This window comes from Mycolicibacterium chlorophenolicum (assembly GCF_001044235.1).
Taxonomy (GTDB): Bacteria; Actinomycetota; Actinomycetes; order Mycobacteriales; family Mycobacteriaceae; genus Mycobacterium; species Mycobacterium chlorophenolicum.
Map to the genome: position 1 here is coordinate 21,049 of NZ_JYNL01000020.1, position 16,611 is coordinate 37,659.

The 16,611-nt window shown below is 70.0% G+C and carries 14 protein-coding genes; 6 read left to right on the plus strand and 8 right to left on the minus strand.

The window, feature by feature from the left end; all coding sequences use genetic code 11:
• Positions 1-12: 12 nt before the first annotated feature.
• Positions 13-1,365 (plus strand): lipase family protein, encoded by a 1,353-nt coding sequence (locus MCHLDSM_RS08145; RefSeq protein ID WP_048469636.1) that lies wholly within the window; start codon positions 13-15, stop codon positions 1,363-1,365.
• On the opposite strand, the gene MCHLDSM_RS08150 is transcribed toward MCHLDSM_RS08145, so the two are convergent.
• Genes MCHLDSM_RS08150 through bioB form a run of 3 tightly spaced genes read right to left on the minus strand, consistent with a single transcriptional unit; the run spans position 1,301 to position 3,149 of the window.
• On the minus strand, positions 1,301-1,930 hold the full coding sequence (locus MCHLDSM_RS08150) for a DUF2567 domain-containing protein (RefSeq protein WP_048469637.1): 630 nt from the start codon (positions 1,928-1,930) through the stop codon (positions 1,301-1,303). The genes MCHLDSM_RS08145 and MCHLDSM_RS08150 overlap by 65 nt on opposite strands.
• Positions 1,927-2,154 (minus strand): biotin synthase auxiliary protein BsaP, encoded by a 228-nt coding sequence (gene bsaP / locus MCHLDSM_RS08155; protein WP_048469638.1) that lies wholly within the window; start codon positions 2,152-2,154, stop codon positions 1,927-1,929. The genes MCHLDSM_RS08150 and bsaP overlap by 4 nt, the downstream gene beginning before the upstream one ends.
• Complete coding sequence (gene bioB, locus MCHLDSM_RS08160) at positions 2,154-3,149, minus strand: biotin synthase BioB (protein ID WP_048469639.1); 996 nt, start codon at positions 3,147-3,149, stop codon at positions 2,154-2,156. The genes bsaP and bioB overlap by 1 nt, the downstream gene beginning before the upstream one ends.
• A 59-nt stretch (positions 3,150-3,208) precedes the next feature.
• Here bioB and MCHLDSM_RS08165 point away from each other — a divergent pair, with 59 nt between their 5' ends.
• Positions 3,209-3,787, plus strand: a complete 579-nt coding sequence (locus tag MCHLDSM_RS08165) for a TetR family transcriptional regulator (RefSeq protein ID WP_048469640.1) — start codon at positions 3,209-3,211, stop codon at positions 3,785-3,787.
• Here the strand turns inward: MCHLDSM_RS08165 and MCHLDSM_RS08170 are convergent.
• Genes MCHLDSM_RS08170 through MCHLDSM_RS08190 form a run of 5 tightly spaced genes read right to left on the minus strand, consistent with a single transcriptional unit; the run spans position 3,784 to position 8,260 of the window.
• A complete protein-coding gene (locus MCHLDSM_RS08170) occupies positions 3,784-4,560 on the minus strand; it encodes a hypothetical protein (protein WP_048469641.1) in 777 nt (258 codons plus the stop codon). The two genes, MCHLDSM_RS08165 and MCHLDSM_RS08170, sit on opposite strands and share 4 nt — an antisense overlap.
• A 21-nt stretch (positions 4,561-4,581) precedes the next feature.
• Positions 4,582-5,106: a 2'-5' RNA ligase family protein gene (locus MCHLDSM_RS08175; RefSeq protein WP_048469642.1), complete on the minus strand. Its 525-nt coding sequence runs from the start codon at positions 5,104-5,106 to the stop codon at positions 4,582-4,584.
• Positions 5,106-5,783: a dethiobiotin synthase gene (gene bioD, locus MCHLDSM_RS08180; protein WP_048469643.1), complete on the minus strand. Its 678-nt coding sequence runs from the start codon at positions 5,781-5,783 to the stop codon at positions 5,106-5,108. Before bioD ends, MCHLDSM_RS08175 begins: the two co-directional genes overlap by 1 nt.
• Positions 5,780-6,922 (minus strand): 8-amino-7-oxononanoate synthase, encoded by a 1,143-nt coding sequence (locus MCHLDSM_RS08185; protein ID WP_048470225.1) that lies wholly within the window; start codon positions 6,920-6,922, stop codon positions 5,780-5,782. Before MCHLDSM_RS08185 ends, bioD begins: the two co-directional genes overlap by 4 nt.
• 36 nt (positions 6,923-6,958) lie before the next feature.
• Complete coding sequence (locus MCHLDSM_RS08190) at positions 6,959-8,260, minus strand: adenosylmethionine--8-amino-7-oxononanoate transaminase (protein ID WP_048469644.1); 1,302 nt, start codon at positions 8,258-8,260, stop codon at positions 6,959-6,961.
• Positions 8,261-8,283: 23 nt separating this feature from the next.
• Here MCHLDSM_RS08190 and MCHLDSM_RS08195 point away from each other — a divergent pair, with 23 nt between their 5' ends.
• The 4 genes from MCHLDSM_RS08195 to treZ are packed head-to-tail and all read left to right on the plus strand — an operon-like array spanning position 8,284 to position 16,607.
• Positions 8,284-10,464: an acetyltransferase SucT gene (locus tag MCHLDSM_RS08195; protein ID WP_048469645.1), complete on the plus strand. Its 2,181-nt coding sequence runs from the start codon at positions 8,284-8,286 to the stop codon at positions 10,462-10,464.
• Positions 10,464-12,590 (plus strand): glycogen debranching protein GlgX, encoded by a 2,127-nt coding sequence (gene glgX / locus MCHLDSM_RS08200; RefSeq protein WP_048470226.1) that lies wholly within the window; start codon positions 10,464-10,466, stop codon positions 12,588-12,590. Before MCHLDSM_RS08195 ends, glgX begins: the two co-directional genes overlap by 1 nt.
• Positions 12,590-14,890, plus strand: coding sequence for a malto-oligosyltrehalose synthase (gene treY / locus MCHLDSM_RS08205; RefSeq protein WP_048469646.1), 2,301 nt, complete (start codon positions 12,590-12,592; stop codon positions 14,888-14,890). The genes glgX and treY overlap by 1 nt, the downstream gene beginning before the upstream one ends.
• Entirely contained in the window at positions 14,883-16,607 is a 1,725-nt protein-coding gene (gene treZ, locus MCHLDSM_RS08210; protein WP_048470227.1) for a malto-oligosyltrehalose trehalohydrolase, read from the plus strand. Before treY ends, treZ begins: the two co-directional genes overlap by 8 nt.
• Positions 16,608-16,611: the final 4 nt, after the last annotated feature.

Sequence of the window (16,611 nt, forward strand, 5' to 3'; positions counted from 1 at the left end):
AACAATGCCTGGATGGACTTGGGCAATGTGGCACGGGCGACCGGGGCCGAATGGATCGGCCAACCCCACCACGAGCCGCTCCGGCCCAGGCACCGGCCCATCCTCCCGGCCGAGGATCCCTTCTACCAGCCGCCGGAGGGTTTCGAACACGCCCGCCCCGGCACGGTGCTGCGCTCCCGGGACGTCGAACTGGCGTTTCTCGGGTTCGTCCCGCAGAAATTCACGGCCACGCAGCTGCTCTACCGCACCACCGACTTCAAGGGCGACCCGCAGGCCGGCGTCACCACCGTGGTGATCCCCACCGAGCGCGACCCCGAACGACCGCTACCGATCATGTCCTACCAGTGCGCGATCGACGCCGTCGCGAGCCGCTGCTTCCCGTCGTACGCGCTACGCCGGGGCGCCAAGGCCATCGGCGCCGTCGCGCAGTTCGAGTTCCTGCTGGTCGCCGCCGCGCTGGCGGAGGGCTGGGCGGTCTCGGTGCCCGACCACGAGGGGTCGGCCGGCATGTGGGGCGCGCCCTACGAGCCGGGCTACCACATCCTCGACGGCATCCGCGCGGCCATCAACCACCAGTCGTTCGGCCTGACCTCGGCGTCGCCGATCGGGCTGTGGGGTTACTCGGGCGGCGGACTGGCCTCGGCCTGGGCCGCCGAGGTGCAGAACAGCTACGCGCCCGAGCTGAATGTCGTCGGCGCGGTGCTCGGCTCGCCGGTCGGTGACCTCGGCCACGCGTTCAAACGGCTCAACGGCAGCATCTACGCCGGCCTGCCCGCACTGGTGGTCGCCGCGCTGTGCCACATCTACCCCGAGCTCGACGAGATCATCCAGACCCACGCCACCCCCGAGGGCAAGGCGATGCTGGACCGGATTCAGAAGATGACCACCGCGCACGCGATGGTGTCGATGGCCGGCCGCGACATGGCCAACATGATCGACCGCCCGCTCGAGGAGATCCTGCTGACGCCGGAGGTGCAGAACGTCTTCGCGAGCATCAAGCTCGGCACCGCCGCACCGACCATCCCGCTGCTGATCGTGCAGGCCGTGCACGACCGCATCATCTCCGTCGACGACATCGACGAGCTGACCCACACCTACACCCGGGGCGGAGCGCGGGTCACCTACCACCGCGACCTGCTCAGCGAACACCTGCTGCTGCACCCGATGTCGGCGCCGATGACGTTGCGCTGGCTGCGGGACCGGTTCGCCGGGGCGCCGCTGCGCACCCACGTGAAGCGGACCAAATGGCCCACCCTGCTGAACCCCTCGACCTACCGCGGGATGCTCACCCTGGGCAAGATCACGGTGAAGGTGATGACGGGGCGACGGGTGGAGCGTCAACCTCTGTCACGGTTCGACCGGTAACCGGCGCGGCCGGCTCGACCGGCGGCCAGCCGCCGAGATCGTCCCGCGAGGTGGACACCGCCGCCAACACGTAGACGATGGCCGCCACCGCCGCGGGGAACAGCAGCGTGAGCGCCACCTGCAGCGGTGTGTGACCGAAGAACACCGCCGGCGCCTCGGTCACGTAGTGCACCCGGTTCTGCTCGGAGACCGGAACCGTCGCCACGTCGATGTGGCCGTAGCGCCACCGCACCAGGGCCGCCCCGACGCCCACCGCCGCCGCCGACGCGGCCACCGACCCCAGGCACAGCGCGGCCATCATCACCGGTCCGCGGTGGCGGCGCCACTGCCACACCGCGACCGCGGCCACGACGACGAGCACCGCGAGCAGACCGACGAGAAGTGCTGCCGCGGTGAAGAAGTGGTCGGCCTCGTTGCCCAGATACGCCTTCACCCGCTCGTTGCTGCGGGTCAGCGCCACCACGCCGTGGATCGGCGGGGCCAGCCAGGCCCACACCGCGCCGCACAGCGCGCCGGCAGCGGCCAGCCCGACCACGACCCACAGCACCGCATGCGTCCGGCTCATCGGTACAGCTCCAGATCTTTCGAATCCACCTGCCCGTGCCTCGAGCACTTGGCCCACCACCCGTCGGGACGCACCTGCACGATCATCCGCCGCCCGCATTCGGCACAGAACCGCGGCGGTTCCAATCCCAGCGCGGCGGCGGTCGGCACGCTACTGCCCGCGGGTTCGCCGGTGTAGACGTTGAAGACGCCGGCGCCCACCGGCGCGGGCAGATCGCGCACCATCACAGGCTGGCGTTGAGTGCCTTGATCGGCATCTGCAGGTCCTCGAGCAGCTCGAGATCGGCCTCGGCGGGCCGGCCCAGCGTCGTCAGGTAGTTGCCGACGATGACCGCGTTGATGCCGCCGAGAATGCCCTTCTTGGCGCCGAGGTCGCCGAGCGTGATCTCGCGGCCGCCGGCGAACCGCAGCATCGTGCGGGGCAGCGCCAGCCGGAACGCGGCGACGGACTTGAGCGCCTCGGCCGCGGGCAGCACCTCGAGGTCACCGAACGGGGTGCCGGGGCGCGGGTTGAGGAAGTTCAGCGGCACCTCGTGCGGATCCAGTTCGGCGAGGTTCGCGGCGAATTCGGCGCGCTGCTCCAGCGTCTCGCCCATGCCGAGGATGCCGCCGCAGCACACCTCCATGCCGGCCTCGCGCACCATCCGCAGCGTCTCCCACCGCTCCTCCCAGCTGTGGGTGGTCACCACGTTGGTGAAGAACGACCGCGCGGTCTCCAGGTTGTGGTTGTAGCGGTGCACGCCCATCGCGGAGAGCTGCTCGACCTGCTCCTGGGTGAGCATGCCCAGCGAGCACGCGATCTGGATGTCCACCTCGTTGCGGATCGCCTCGATGCCCGCGGCGACCTGGGCCAGCAGGCGCTCGTCGGGACCTCGCACCGCGGCCACGATGCAGAACTCGGTGGCACCGGTCTTGGCGGTCTGCTTGGCGGCCTCCACCAGACTCGGGACGTCCAGCCACGCGCTGCGCACCGGGGACGCGAAAAGCCCTGACTGCGAACAGAAGTGGCAGTCCTCGGGGCAGCCGCCGGTCTTCAGGCTGATGATGCCCTCGACCTCGACGTCGGGACCGCACCACGCCATCCGGACCTCGTGGGCCAGCGCCAGCAGATCGTCGAGGCGATCGTCCGGCAGCTGCAGCACCTGCAGGGTCTGGTCCTGGTCGAGGCCGACACCCCGCTCGAGCACCTGCTCGCGTGCCACCGCCAGAATGTCGCTCATCAGTTCCGTCTCCCTCGTGCTCTCACGCTCTTGAACGGTGTTCAGGTTAGGGTACTGGCGTGCAGCTCCACAAACGCGACGTGGTCGACGCGGCGACGGCCCTGCTGGACGAATACGGGATCGCCGATCTGTCGATGCGGCGGCTGGCGCGCGAGCTCGAGGTGTCACCGGGCGCGCTGTACTGGCACTTCGCCAACAAGCAGCAACTCCTCGGCGCGGTGGCCGACCGGATCCTGCAGCCGGTCGGCGCGCCCGCCGGTGACTGGCGCACCCGCGTCGCCGGTGTCTGCGGCCAGCTGCGCGACGCGCTGCTCTCGCACACCGACGGCGCCGAGCTGGTGTCGGCGAGCTTCGCGGCCGGGCAGTCCGCCGTGATGACCGACGTGCTCGGCCGGCTCGGCGACGCGGCCGTCGACGCCGGGGTGGCGACCGCCAACGCGGAGCTGACCGCGCGCACCGTCGTGTACTACGTGCTCGGGTTCACCGTCGACGAGCAGTCGCGGCGGCAGTGGGATGCCGCGGGGGCGGAGCTGCCCGAGGGGCCCTCACTGCTGACCGACGATCCGGATGCCCGCTTCGACTTCGGGGTGCAGTTGCTGATCGACGGGATCCTGGCGCGACGGGAACAGCGGGTCTAGAAGCCGCGGTACTGCGGGATGTCGGCCATCCACTGCGGATCACCTCGGTCCACCGAGGCGTTGAGCGCCCACATCCGGACCCCCTGCTCGTGGCCCGACACCAACGCGAAGCCCAGCTGACGGTGCGCCTCGCTCGGACCCGGGCGGATGACCACCTCGACGATCTTGCTCGGACGGCCCTCGGCGGTGACGCCGGCGAATTCGCCCTGGGTGTAGGTCGGGCTCTCGGCGACCACGATGTTGTCGGCCTTGGGGGTCTCGTTGCCGCTGCCGACCAGCGCCTCGACGTCCGGATAGCGCTGCGCGGGATCCATTTTCAGCACCGGAGCGTAGATGCACGACAGCAGGTTCTCGCCCTCGTCGGTGGGCGCGAGCTTCTCGGCGTAGTTCACCACCGCCAGATACGTGTTCACGATCGCCTGCCCCCTGGCGTCCGCGTCACCGAGCCCGGCGAACGGCACCGGCGGCTTCTGGCGCGCGCCGCCGCTGCCGTCCAGGGCCGTGCGCCAGCGGTCCTGCCACGCGGGGAGGTTCGCCGAGATGTACGGCACGCAGCGGTCGATCCGGTCGCCATAGCTCAGCTTCATGAACTCGGAGTGACCCGAGGAGATCGTGGTCGGCGGCGGGCTCGGCTGGTAGAAGAAATTCAGGATGAGCGACGTCCCGCCGACGATCGCGCCGATGATCGCGATCGAGGTGGTCGTCCACCAGTGCACGCGGCCGGGGCTCCAGTCGGAGGTCCGGCCGGGCTCCTCGTCGGATCGCTTGGCCACCGACCAGGAAGGTACCGCAGATCAGCTGATCCAGTGCTCCACTTTGGCGTTGCCGTCCCAGTGCCGAAGCCCGGTGATGAGACCCTCCACATCGCGGCCCAGGTCCGGCACCGCCATCGCGGCCGGTAACCGATCGGGCGCCAGCCGGCGCGCCAGCGTCACGTGTGGCGTCCAGTGGCCCGGATCAGCATGCGGCAGCGGCCCTTTCGGCATGTGCGGCAGGCACACCCGGTGGACGTCCTCATGCAGGGCCAACAGCTCCGACGAGGGCACCACGAGCCGCACGAGCGTGACGGTGCGACTGCCGCCGAAGAGCATCGGAGCGCCGATCACGCACGGCAGCGGCAGGTGCTCGAGCACCGGAAGCAAGGCGATGTCGACGGATGCGTCGAGGTGTTCGGCGACGGTCAGCGTCACGTGCGGCCGGTTGCTCGGCGCGGTGTGGCCGGCCTGGCTCGGCAGCCCGGCGGCGGCCAGCGCGTCCCACAGATTACGCAGCGCGGCCTCGGTGGCGGCGTCGAAGAGCACCTCCACGGAGTGCGCCACTAGCGCAGGCCCGCCAACCAGACCGGGTCGAACGCCGTGGAGCTGATGCGGCCGAAGTCTGCGGGGCCGAGCGTACCCAGCCCCGTGGGCAGCGCCGCACGTACCGGCGCCAGCCGCGCCAGCGCGTCCCGGTTGTCGATCTCGGCGGTGCCCGGCTGCGCCGGCCACGCTCCGATCACCAGGCCGGCACACGAAACATCATGCGCGGCAAGTGCTTCGAGCGTCAGGGCGGTGTGGTTGAGGGTGCCCAACCCGGCCGCGACCACGATCAGCACCGGCGCGGCGAGGTCCGCGGCGAGGTCGCGCAGCGTCACGCCACCCTCCCCCAGTTCGACGAGCAGCCCGCCGGCCCCCTCGACCAGCGTCAGGCGCCCCGGCGCGTCGGCGCGGGCGACCAGGTCGATCAGCTCCGCCCGGGTCGGCAGCGCGGCGCCCGAGCGCTCGGCGGCGGCCAGCGGGGCCAGCGGCTCGGGATAGCGCCAGCCCGGATACAGCGCGTCGACGCCGGCCAGCCGGCCGATCTCGGCGAGATCGTCGTCGCCGTCGACCGTGCCGGTCTGCACGGGCTTGCACACCGCGACGTCGCGCCCGGAGAGTCGGGCCTGACAGGCCAGCGCCGCGGTGGCGACGGTCTTGCCGACCCCCGTTCCCGTTCCGGTGACGACGAGCACACTCATCGGGCCGCCAGCACGTCGGTCAGCACGTCACGCGCCAGCGCCATCTCCTCGTCGGACAGCGACGCCCTGGCCGTCAACCGCAGCCGGGAGGTGCCCGCGGGCACGGTCGGCGGACGGAAACACCCGACCCGTACGCCGCGCTGCGCGCACGCCGCCGCCGCGGCCAGCGCGACCTCCGGCTCGCCCAGGATCACCGACACCACCGCCGACGCCGGCACCTCGGCGACGTCACAGAGCGCGGCCAGTGTCGCGGCGTGGTCGAGGACCCGCTGCGCGCGCCACGGCTCGTCGATCAGTACCTGCAGGGCCGCGCGGGCGGCGCCGACAGCGGCCGGTGCCAGGCCGGTGTCGAAGATGAACGGCCGCGCCGCATCGATCAAGTGGTCGCGCACCGCCGTGGGGCCGAGCACGACACCACCCTGGCTGCCCAGCGCCTTGGACAGCGTCGTCGTCATCACCACGTCGGGGGCGCCCGCCAGCCCGACCTCGTGCAGCAGACCCCTGCCGCCGGTGCCGCGCACCCCCAGGCCGTGGGCCTCGTCGACGATCAGCAGCGCACCCTGGCGACGGCAGGCGTCGTGCAGCGCCCGCAGCGGCGCCAGCGTCCCGTCGGCGGAGAACACCGAGTCGGTGACCACCACGGCGCGCTCTTCCGCGCGCCCAGCCAGCGCGGCCTCCACGGCGGAGGCGTCGGCGTGGGGTGTCACGACGACACGGGCCCGTGACAGCCGGCAGGCGTCGACCAGCGACGCATGGGTCAGCGCATCGGAGACCAGCAGCGATCCGGGACCCGACAGCGCGACGACCGCGCCGAGATTGGCGGTGTACCCCGAGGAGAACACCAGCGCCGACGCCGCCCCGACGAACGCGGCCAGCTCCTGCTCGAAGACCTCGTGGAGTTCGGTGTTGCCGGTGACCAGCCGCGAGCCCGTCGATCCGGCGCCCCAGGTGCGCAGCGCCGCGACGCCGCCGTCGAGCACCCGCGGGTGCTGCGCGAGGCCGAGATAGTCGTTGGAGGCGAGGTCGAGCTCCGCCCCGACGGGCGGGCGGGTGCGCAGTGACCGGCGCAGGCCGGCGGCGCGCCGCTGAACCTCGACGTCGTCGAGCCACGCCAGCGGCGACAGACCGATGCGCGTCACCGGCACTCCTCACTCGAACGGGGACTTGAACACCGTTCAGGTTAGTGCACGCGCGACCTCGGTCATCGCCGAGGTGATCTGGGCGATCTCCCCCGGCGTGCAGATGTAGGGCGGCATCACGTAGATCAGATTGCGGAACGGGCGCAGCCACACCCCGTGCTCGATCGCCGCCGGCGTCGCGATGCGCAGGTCCACGTCGCGGTCGAGTTCGAGCACACCCACCGCGCCGAGGACCCGCACGTCGGCGACGTTGTCCAGTTCCGCCGCGGGTTCCAGACCGGTCCGCAGCCCCTGCTCGATCGCCTCCACCTGGGCGCGCCAGTCGCCGGCGAGCAGCAGCTCCACCGACGCCACACCGACCGCGCACGCCAGCGCGTTGGCCATGAACGTCGGCCCGTGCATCAGCGCACCGGGCGGATGGGAACTGATGGACTCGGCGATGCGCCGGGTGCACAGCGTGGCCGCCAGCGTGAGGTAACCGCCCGTCAGCGCCTTGCCCACGCACATGATGTCCGGGCTCACCCCGGCGTGATCGGCGGCGAACAGCGCACCGGTGCGCCCGAACCCGGTGGCGATCTCGTCGAAGATCAGCAGCACGTCGTGCTGGTCGCAGATCCGACGCAGATCGGTCAGGTAGCGCGGGTCGTGGAACCGCATGCCGCCCGCGCCCTGCACCACGGGTTCCACGATCACCGCGGCCAGTTCGTCGGCGTGCCGGGCCAGCTGCTCTTCGAACGCCTCGCTGTAGCCGGGGTCGTAGGCCGACGGCACCGCGGGCGCGAAGACCTGGTCGGCCAGCAGTGAATGCTCCCCGGTCCACAGCGCGTGCATGCCACCCTGCGGGTCGCACACACTCATCGGGGTGAACGTGTCGCCGTGGTAACCGCCGCGCCACGTCATGAGCCGGCGCTTTCCGGCGTGGCCGCTGCCGCGCCAGTACTGCAGCGCCATCTTGATCGCGACCTCCACCGACACCGACCCGGAGTCGCTGAAGAACACCGTCTCCAGCCCCGGCGGCGTCAGCTCGACCAGCAGCTGCGCCAGCCGCGCCGCGGGCTCGTGGGTCAGCCCGCCGAACATGACGTGGTTCATCGTCGCGAGCTGACGGGTGATCGCCGCGTCCAGCGCGGGATGGCCGTGGCCGTGCACGGCGGTCCACCACGACGCCATCGCGTCGAGAACCTCGACGGTGCGGCCCTCGTGCGCGAGGGTCAGCCAGGCGCCGCGGGCACCCAGGGCGACCACCGGGGCCATCGCGTCGGCCCCCATCGGGCTGTACGGATGCCAGATGTGAGCGGCGTCGATGGCGCTGATCTCGATAGGCGTCAACGCAGGCACCTTCGGTAGATTAGCCGTCGATCATGATGACCCTCGCTCCCGCCCGGCCGGCCACGAAAGCCTCGGGGCCGCCACCGGTGACCTCCCTGGGGACGCGGACCGCCGGGTTCTACCGCCACGATCTCGACGGGCTGCGGGGCATCGCGATCGCGCTGGTGGCGGTGTTCCACGTCTGGTTCGGCCGCGTCTCGGGCGGCGTCGACGTGTTCCTGGTGCTGTCCGGCTTCTTCTTCGGGGGCCGGCTGCTGCGCGGGGTGCTGACCCCGGGTGCGTTCCCGCGGCCGGTGCCCGAGATCACGCGCCTGATCCGGCGGCTGCTGCCCGCGCTGGTCGTCGTGCTGGCCGTGTCCGCGGTGCTGACGATCCTGATCCAACCCGAGACCCGCTGGGAGACCTTCGCCGATCAGAGCCTGGCCAGCCTCGGGTACTACCAGAACTGGGAACTGGCCAACACCGCGTCGAACTACCTGCGCGCCGGGGAGGCCGTCAGCCCGCTGCAGCACATCTGGTCGATGTCGGTGCAGGGGCAGTTCTACATCGCGTTCCTGGCGCTGATCCTGCTGTCGGCGCTGCTGTTCCGGCGGGTGTTCGGCAGGCACATGCGCACCGCATTCGTGGTGCTGCTGACGGCGCTGTCCATCGCGTCGTTCGTCTACGCGATCATCGCCCACGACACCGACCAGGCGACCGCCTACTACAACAGCTTCGCGCGGGCCTGGGAGCTGCTGCTGGGCGCCCTCGTCGGCGCGGTCGTCCCGTCGCTGCGGTGCCCGATGTGGCTGCGCACGCTGGCCGCGCTCGTCGGGCTCGGCGCGATCCTGTCCTGCGGGGCACTCATCGACGGCGTGCGCGAGTTCCCCGGGCCGTGGGCGCTGGTGCCGGTGGGCGCCACGGTGCTGTTCATCCTGTCGGCCGCCAACCGGTACGCCGACCCGCACACCGGCGGCCGCCTGCCCGCCCCGAACCGGCTGCTGGCCACCGCGCCGTTCGTGTCGCTCGGGGCGATGGCGTACTCGCTGTACCTGTGGCACTGGCCGCTGCTGATCTTCTATCTGGCCTACACCGGGCGCTCGGCGGTCAACGCCGTCGAGGGCGCGGCGGTCCTGCTGGTGTCCGGTCTGCTGGCCTGGCTGACCACCCGCTACGTCGAGGAGCCGCTACGCGCGGGCCGCCGGCCGGCGACCCGGCCCGCCGCGAAGGCGCCGTCGGTGCCGCTGCGCACCCGGCTGCGCCGCCCGACGATCGTGCTGGGGTCCACGGTGGCGCTGCTCGGCGTCGCGCTGACGGCCACCTCGTTCACGTGGCGTGAACACGTCACCGTGCTGCGGGCCAACGGCAAGGAACTCGCCGAACTGTCGCCGCGGGACTACCCGGGCGCGCGGGCGCTGGTGAACAACGCCCGGGTGCCCAAGCTGCCGATGCGCCCGACGGCGCTCGAGGCCAAGAACGACATCCCCGAGTCCACCGTCGACGGCTGCATCAGCGACTTCGACAACGTCGGCGTCATCAACTGCACCTACGGCGACAAGGCGGCCACCCGCACCATCGCTCTGGCGGGCGGCTCGCACGCCGAGCACTGGATCACCGCGCTGGACCTGCTCGGACGGATGCACCACTTCAAGGTCGTCACCTATCTGAAGATGGGCTGCCCGCTGACCACGGAGGAAGTCCCGCTGGTGATGGGCAACAACGACCCCTACCCGAAGTGCCATCAGTGGAACCAGCGGGTGATGGCCAAGCTCGTCACCGACAAGCCCGATTTCGTGTTCACGACCTCCACCCGGCCGTGGAACATCAAACCCGGCGACGTGATGCCTTCGAGCTATCTGGGCATCTGGAAAGAACTGTCCGACAACAGGATTCCGATCCTGGCCATGCGCGACACGCCATGGATGGTGCGCGACGGCGAACCGTTCTTCCCGTCGGACTGCCTCGCCGACGGAGGTGACGCCATCTCCTGCGGAATCCCCCGATCCGAAGTACTGTCGGATCACAACCCGACGCTGGACTACGTCGCCCAGTTCCCGCTGCTCAAGCCGCTCGACATGAGCGACGCGGTGTGTCGTCCGGACTACTGCCGAGCCGTGGAGGGGAACGTGTTGATCTATCACGACGCTCACCACATCTCGTCGACCTACATGCGGACCATGACCGGTGAACTGGGCCGCCAACTGGGCGCCGCGACCCGCTGGTGGCCGGTCTGATGACGACGGTCTGGCCGGGCTCGCCGTATCCGCTGGGCGCCACCTACGACGGCTCCGGCACCAATTTCTCGCTGTTCTCCGAGGTCGCCGAGCGGGTCGAGCTGTGCCTGGTCGGCAAGGACGGCCGCGAGGAGCGGGTGAACCTCGACGAGGTCGACAGCTACGTGTGGCACGCCTACCTGCCGACCGTCACCCCCGGCCAGCGCTACGGGTTCCGGGTGTACGGGCCGTGGGATCCGGCCTCGGGGCACCGCTGCGATCCGAGCAAGCTGCTGCTCGACCCGTACGGCAAGGCTTTTCACGGCGATTTCGAGTTCTCCCAGGCGCTGTACTCCTACGACCTGGAGGCCGAGGACCTGGCCGGCGGCGGTGTGCCGCCCCGCATCGACTCGTTGGGCCACACGATGACCAGCGTCGTGATCAACCCGTTCTTCCAATGGGCGTCCGACCGCTCTCCGCGCACCCCCTATCACGAGACCGTCATCTACGAGGCGCACGTCAAGGGCATGACGCAGTCGCATCCGGGCATCCCCGAGGAGCTGCGCGGCACCTACGCCGGCCTCGGCCACCCCGCGATCATCGACCACCTCAGGTCGCTCAACGTGACCGCGATCGAACTGATGCCGGTCCACCAGTTCATGCACGACCACCGGCTGCTCGACCTCGGGCTGCGAAACTACTGGGGCTACAACACGTTCGGCTTCTTCGCCCCGCACTACCAGTACGCTGCCACCCGGTATGCCGGCGGCGCGGTCGCCGAGTTCAAGACGATGGTGCGCGCGTTCCACGAGGCGGGCATCGAGGTGATCCTCGACGTCGTCTACAACCACACCGCCGAGGGCAACCACCTGGGGCCGACCATCAACTTCCGCGGCATCGACAACGCCGCCTACTACCGGCTGCTCGACGGTGACCCGCGGTACTACAAGGACTTCACCGGAACGGGCAACAGCCTCAACGCGCGCCACCCGCACACGCTGCAGCTGATCATGGATTCGCTGCGGTACTGGGTGCTCGAGATGCACGTGGACGGTTTCCGCTTCGACCTGGCGGCCACGCTGGCCCGCGAGTTCTACGACGTGGACCGGCTGTCGGCATTCTTCGACCTGGTGCAGCAGGATCCGGTCGTCAGTCAGGTCAAGCTGATCGCCGAACCGTGGGACGTCGGCGAAGGCGGTTATCAAGTCGGCAATTTCCCAGGTTTGTGGACCGAATGGAATGGGAAGTATCGCGACACTGTGCGTGATTACTGGCGGGGCGAGCCCGCAACCCTAGGTGAGTTCGCGTCCCGGCTGACCGGATCGTCCGACCTCTACGAAGCGACCGGCCGGCGGCCGAGCGCCAGCATCAACTTCGTCACGTGCCACGACGGCTTCACGCTGGCCGATCTCGTGTCCTACAACGAGAAGCACAACGAGGCCAACGGTGAGGACAACCGGGACGGCGAGAGCCACAACCGGTCCTGGAACTGCGGCGTCGAAGGCCCCACCGACGACCCGGAGATTCTCGCGTTGCGCGGCAAGCAGATGCGCAACATCATCGGCACGCTGATGCTCTCCCAGGGCACACCGATGATCGCCCACGGCGACGAGATCGGCCGCACCCAGCGAGGCAACAACAACGTCTACTGCCAGGATTCCGAACTGTCCTGGATGGACTGGTCGCTGTGCGAGACCAACGCCGACCTGCTCGAGTTCACCCGCAAGGTGATCAAGTTCCGCAAGAGCCACCCGGTGTTCCGGCGCAGACGCTTCTTCGAGGGCAAACCGATCCGCACCGGCCATCAGGTCCGCGACATCTCGTGGCTGACCCCGTCGGGCAAGGAGATGGACCTGGCGGACTGGGAGACCGGGCTGGGCCAGTGCGTGGCGGTCTTCCTCAACGGCGACGCGATTGCCGCCCCGAACGAACGGGGGGAACGGGTCGTCGACGACTCCTTCCTGCTGTGCTTCAACGCCCACGGAGAAGACCAGGATTTCGTTGCGCCGCAAGATGATTACGCCAAGGAATGGGTGGCCGACCTGAACACCGCCGATCCCACCGGCGCCGCCGACGTGACGGTGGCGGCCGGCGAGAAGATCACGCTGGCGCCCCGGTCCCTGCTCGTTCTGCGTAAGACCGCCTGATGGCTGTTCTCTCGACCTACCGCCTGCAGATGCGCGGCGCCGCCAGCGGTGAGGCCTTCACGTTCGCCGACGCCGAGAAGCTCGTCGACTACCTCGCCGACCTCGGGGTGTCGCACCTGTACCTGTCCCCCATCCTGACCGCCGCCGAGGGCTCCACGCACGGCTACGACGTCACCGATCCGACCACGATCTCCGCCGAACTCGGTGGACCCGAAGGGTTCTCGAGCCTCGTCGCGACGGCGAAGGCAGCCGGACTCGGCGTGATCGTGGACATCGTGCCCAACCACGTCGGCGTCGACGTCCCCCGGCAGAATGCGTGGTGGTGGGACCTGCTCACCCACGGCCGGGACTCGGCCTACGCCTCGTATTTCGACGTCGACTGGTCGCTGGACCCCGACGGGCGGATCGTGCTGCCCGTGCTGGGCTCCGACGACGACGTCGCCGATCTGGTCGTCGACGGGGACACGTTGCGCCTCGGTGACCTGGCGTATCCGATCAGCCCCGGTACCGCCGACGACGGCGCCTCAGGGTCGCAGGTGCACGACCGGCAGCACTACAAGCTGATCGGTTGGCGCCACGGGATCTGCGGATATCGCCGCTTCTTCTCGATCACCTCACTGGCCGGTCTGCGGCAGGAGGACCGGGCGGTGTTCGACGCCACCCACGTCGAGGTCAAACGCTGGTTCGACGAAGGGCTGGTCGACGGCATCCGGATCGACCACCCGGACGGATTGTCCGACCCCACCGGCTATCTCGGCTGGTTGCGGGAACTGGCCGGCCCGCAGGCGTGGATCGTCATCGAGAAGATCCTCGCCGTCCCCGAACCGCTGGACCCGAGCCTTCCCGTGGCGGGCACCACCGGCTACGACGCACTGCGCGAGGCCGGCGGCGTGTTCGTCGACCCCACCGGTGAGGAGTCGCTGACCGCACTCATCGAGTCGACCGGCGTGGACTACTCCGGGATGGCCGCCGAGGCCCGCCGGCTCAAGGTGCAGGCCGTGACCGTCACGCTCGCCAGTGAGCTGGCCCGGGTGCGCCGCGCGGTGACCGCTGCCACCGGCCGCGATCACGACCTGCTCGGTGAGGCGATCGCCGAGTTGCTCAGCCACATCGGCGTGTACCGCTCGGACTACCTGTCGCTGCCGCTGGTGCTGCCCGAAGCCATCTCCGAGACCGTCGAAGCCCGGCCGGACCTGGCCGAGGCGCTGCAGCTGCTGACCGCCGCCCTGGCCGCGGGCAGTGAGGTCGGGGTGCGGTTGCAGCAGCTGTGCGGCGCCGCGACCGCGAAGTCGATGGAGGACTGCCTGTTCTACCGCGATGCGCGGCTGGTCACGCTCAACGAGGTGGGCGGTGAGCCCGAGTACTTCGGGGTCAGCGCCGCGGAGTTCCACACCCGGGCGCAGGTGCGGGCGGCGCTGTGGCCGACCGCGATGACGACGCTGTCGACCCATGACACCAAACGCGGCGAGGACGTCCGCGCCCGCATCGGGGTGCTCTCGCAGGTGCCCTCGCTGTGGACCGAGATGGTGCAGGGCTGGGAACGCACGACCCCCTCCCCCGATCCGCTCACCGGACTCTTCCTGTTGCAGAACATCTTCGGCGTGTGGCCGGCCGACGGCACGGTCACCGACGAGTTGCGCGAGCGTCTGCACGCCTACACGGAGAAGGCGATCCGCGAGGCCGCGCTGCACACCACGTGGAACGACCCGGACACCGACTTCGAGTCCGCGGTGCACAGCTGGATCGACGCCGTTCTCGACGGACCGGTCGCTGCCGGGCTGACCGAACTGGTGACGCGCCTCGAGGAACATGCGCAGGCCGATGCGCTGGGCCAGAAGCTGATCGCGCTCACCGGTCCCGGCGTGCCGGATGTCTATCAGGGCACCGAGCTCTGGGAGGACAGCCTGGTCGACCCGGACAACCGGCGTGCGGTGGACTACGCGGCCCGACGGACCGCGCTGGCCGAGCTGGCGCACCCGAAGCTGCGCGTCGTGCGGGAGGCACTGCGGTTGCGCCGTGAACGCCCCGAGTCGTTCCTGGCCGGCGGCTACCGCCCGGTGCCTGCCGACGGGACCCACGCCCAGCACGTGCTCGCGTTCGGCCGCGGCGACGACGTCGTGGTGGCGGTGCGCCGGTGGACGGTGCGGCTCACCGAAACCGATTGGGGGAAAACCACTGTGACGCTTCCGCCAGGAACGTGGACCGACCGGCTGTCCGGCCGTACGCACACCGACGCGGTGGCGGCGGCGGATCTGTTCGCCGACCTTCCGGTCGCGCTGCTGGTGCGTGCCGATGCCTGAGCACGAGTTCGCCGTCTGGGCGCCGAAACCCGACGTCGTCCGACTGGACGTCGAGGGCACCCTGCATCCGATGGAGCGCGCGGAGGACGGCTGGTGGCGCGCCGTCGTGGACGCGTCGCCGGATGCGCGCTACGGGTTCGTGCTCGACGACAACCCCAAAGTGCTTCCCGATCCCCGTTCCCCGCGCCAGCCCGAGGGCGTGCACGAACGGTCGCAGCTGTGGCAACCGCCGGCCGATGTGTGGTCGGATGCCGACTGGAAGGGCCGCTCGATCGAGGGTGCGGTGATCTACGAACTGCACATCGGGACCTTCACGCCCGACGGCACGTTCGACTCGGCGATCGACAAGCTGGACTACCTGGTCGATCTCGGCGTGGATTTCGTCGAGGTGATGCCGGTCAACGCGTTCGGCGGCACCCACGGGTGGGGTTATGACGGCGTGCTCTGGTACGCCGTGCACGAACCCTACGGCGGCCCGGACGGGCTGATCCGCTTGATCGACGCGTGCCACCGGCGCGGCCTCGGGGTGCTGATCGACGCCGTCTTCAACCACCTGGGCCCGTCGGGAAACTACCTGCCCGAGTTCGGCCCGTACCTGTCCTCGGGCTCGAACCCGTGGGGCGAGTCGATCAACATCGCCGACGCCGGCGCGGACCAGGTGCGGCGCTACATCCTGGATTGCGCGCTGCGCTGGATGCGCGACTTCCACGCCGACGGTCTGCGCCTGGACGCCGTCCACGCGCTCGTCGACACCACCGCGATCCACATCCTCGAGGAGATGTCGGCTGAAACCGATTCGCTGGCAGGCGAACTCGGCCGTCCGCTGTCGCTGGTCGCGGAGAGCGACCTCAACGATCCGCGCCTGATCACCCCGCGTGATCAGGGTGGGCTCGGGATGACCGCGCAGTGGGACGACGACATCCACCACGCGATCCACACCGCGGTGTCCGGGGAACGTCAGGGCTACTACAGCGATTTCGGCACGCTGGAGGCGTTGGCGCAGACGCTGCGGCACGGCTACTTCCACGCGGGCACGTTCTCGTCGTTCCGGCAGCGCCGGCACGGCCGCCCGCTGGACACCGCGACGATCCCGGCCACCCGTCTGCTCGCCTACACGCTGACCCACGATCAGGTCGGCAACCGGGCCATCGGGGACCGACCGTCGCAGAACCTGACCACCGGTCAGCTGGCCATCAAGGCCGCCCTCGCGCTCGGATCGCCCTACACCGCAATGCTTTTCATGGGCGAAGAGTGGGCGTCGTCGTCGCCGTTCCAGTTCTTCAGCAGTCATCCCGAGCCCGATCTGGCCCGGGCGACCGCCGAGGGCCGCAAGAAGGAGTTCGCCGACCACGGCTGGGATGCCGACGAGATACCCGATCCGCAGGACCCCGCGACATTCGAGCGGTCGAAGCTGAAGTGGGACGAGGTCGACGAGGGTGACCACGGCCGGCTGCGGGCCTTTTACCGCAGCCTGATCGCATTGCGCAACGAGCCTGACCTGGCCGACCCGTGGCTGGACCACCTGCACATCGACTACGACGAGGACGCCCGCTGGTTCCTGATGCGCCGGGGCGCGTTCGCGATCGCGTGCAACCTCGGCGAGAAAGACGTCGACGTGCCGGTGACCGGACAGTCGGTGCTCACGTGGGGCGAGCCCCACATCGGCACGGAAACGACCCGGCTGGGCGGGCATTCTGTCACGGTGCTGAGGACCTGATGCC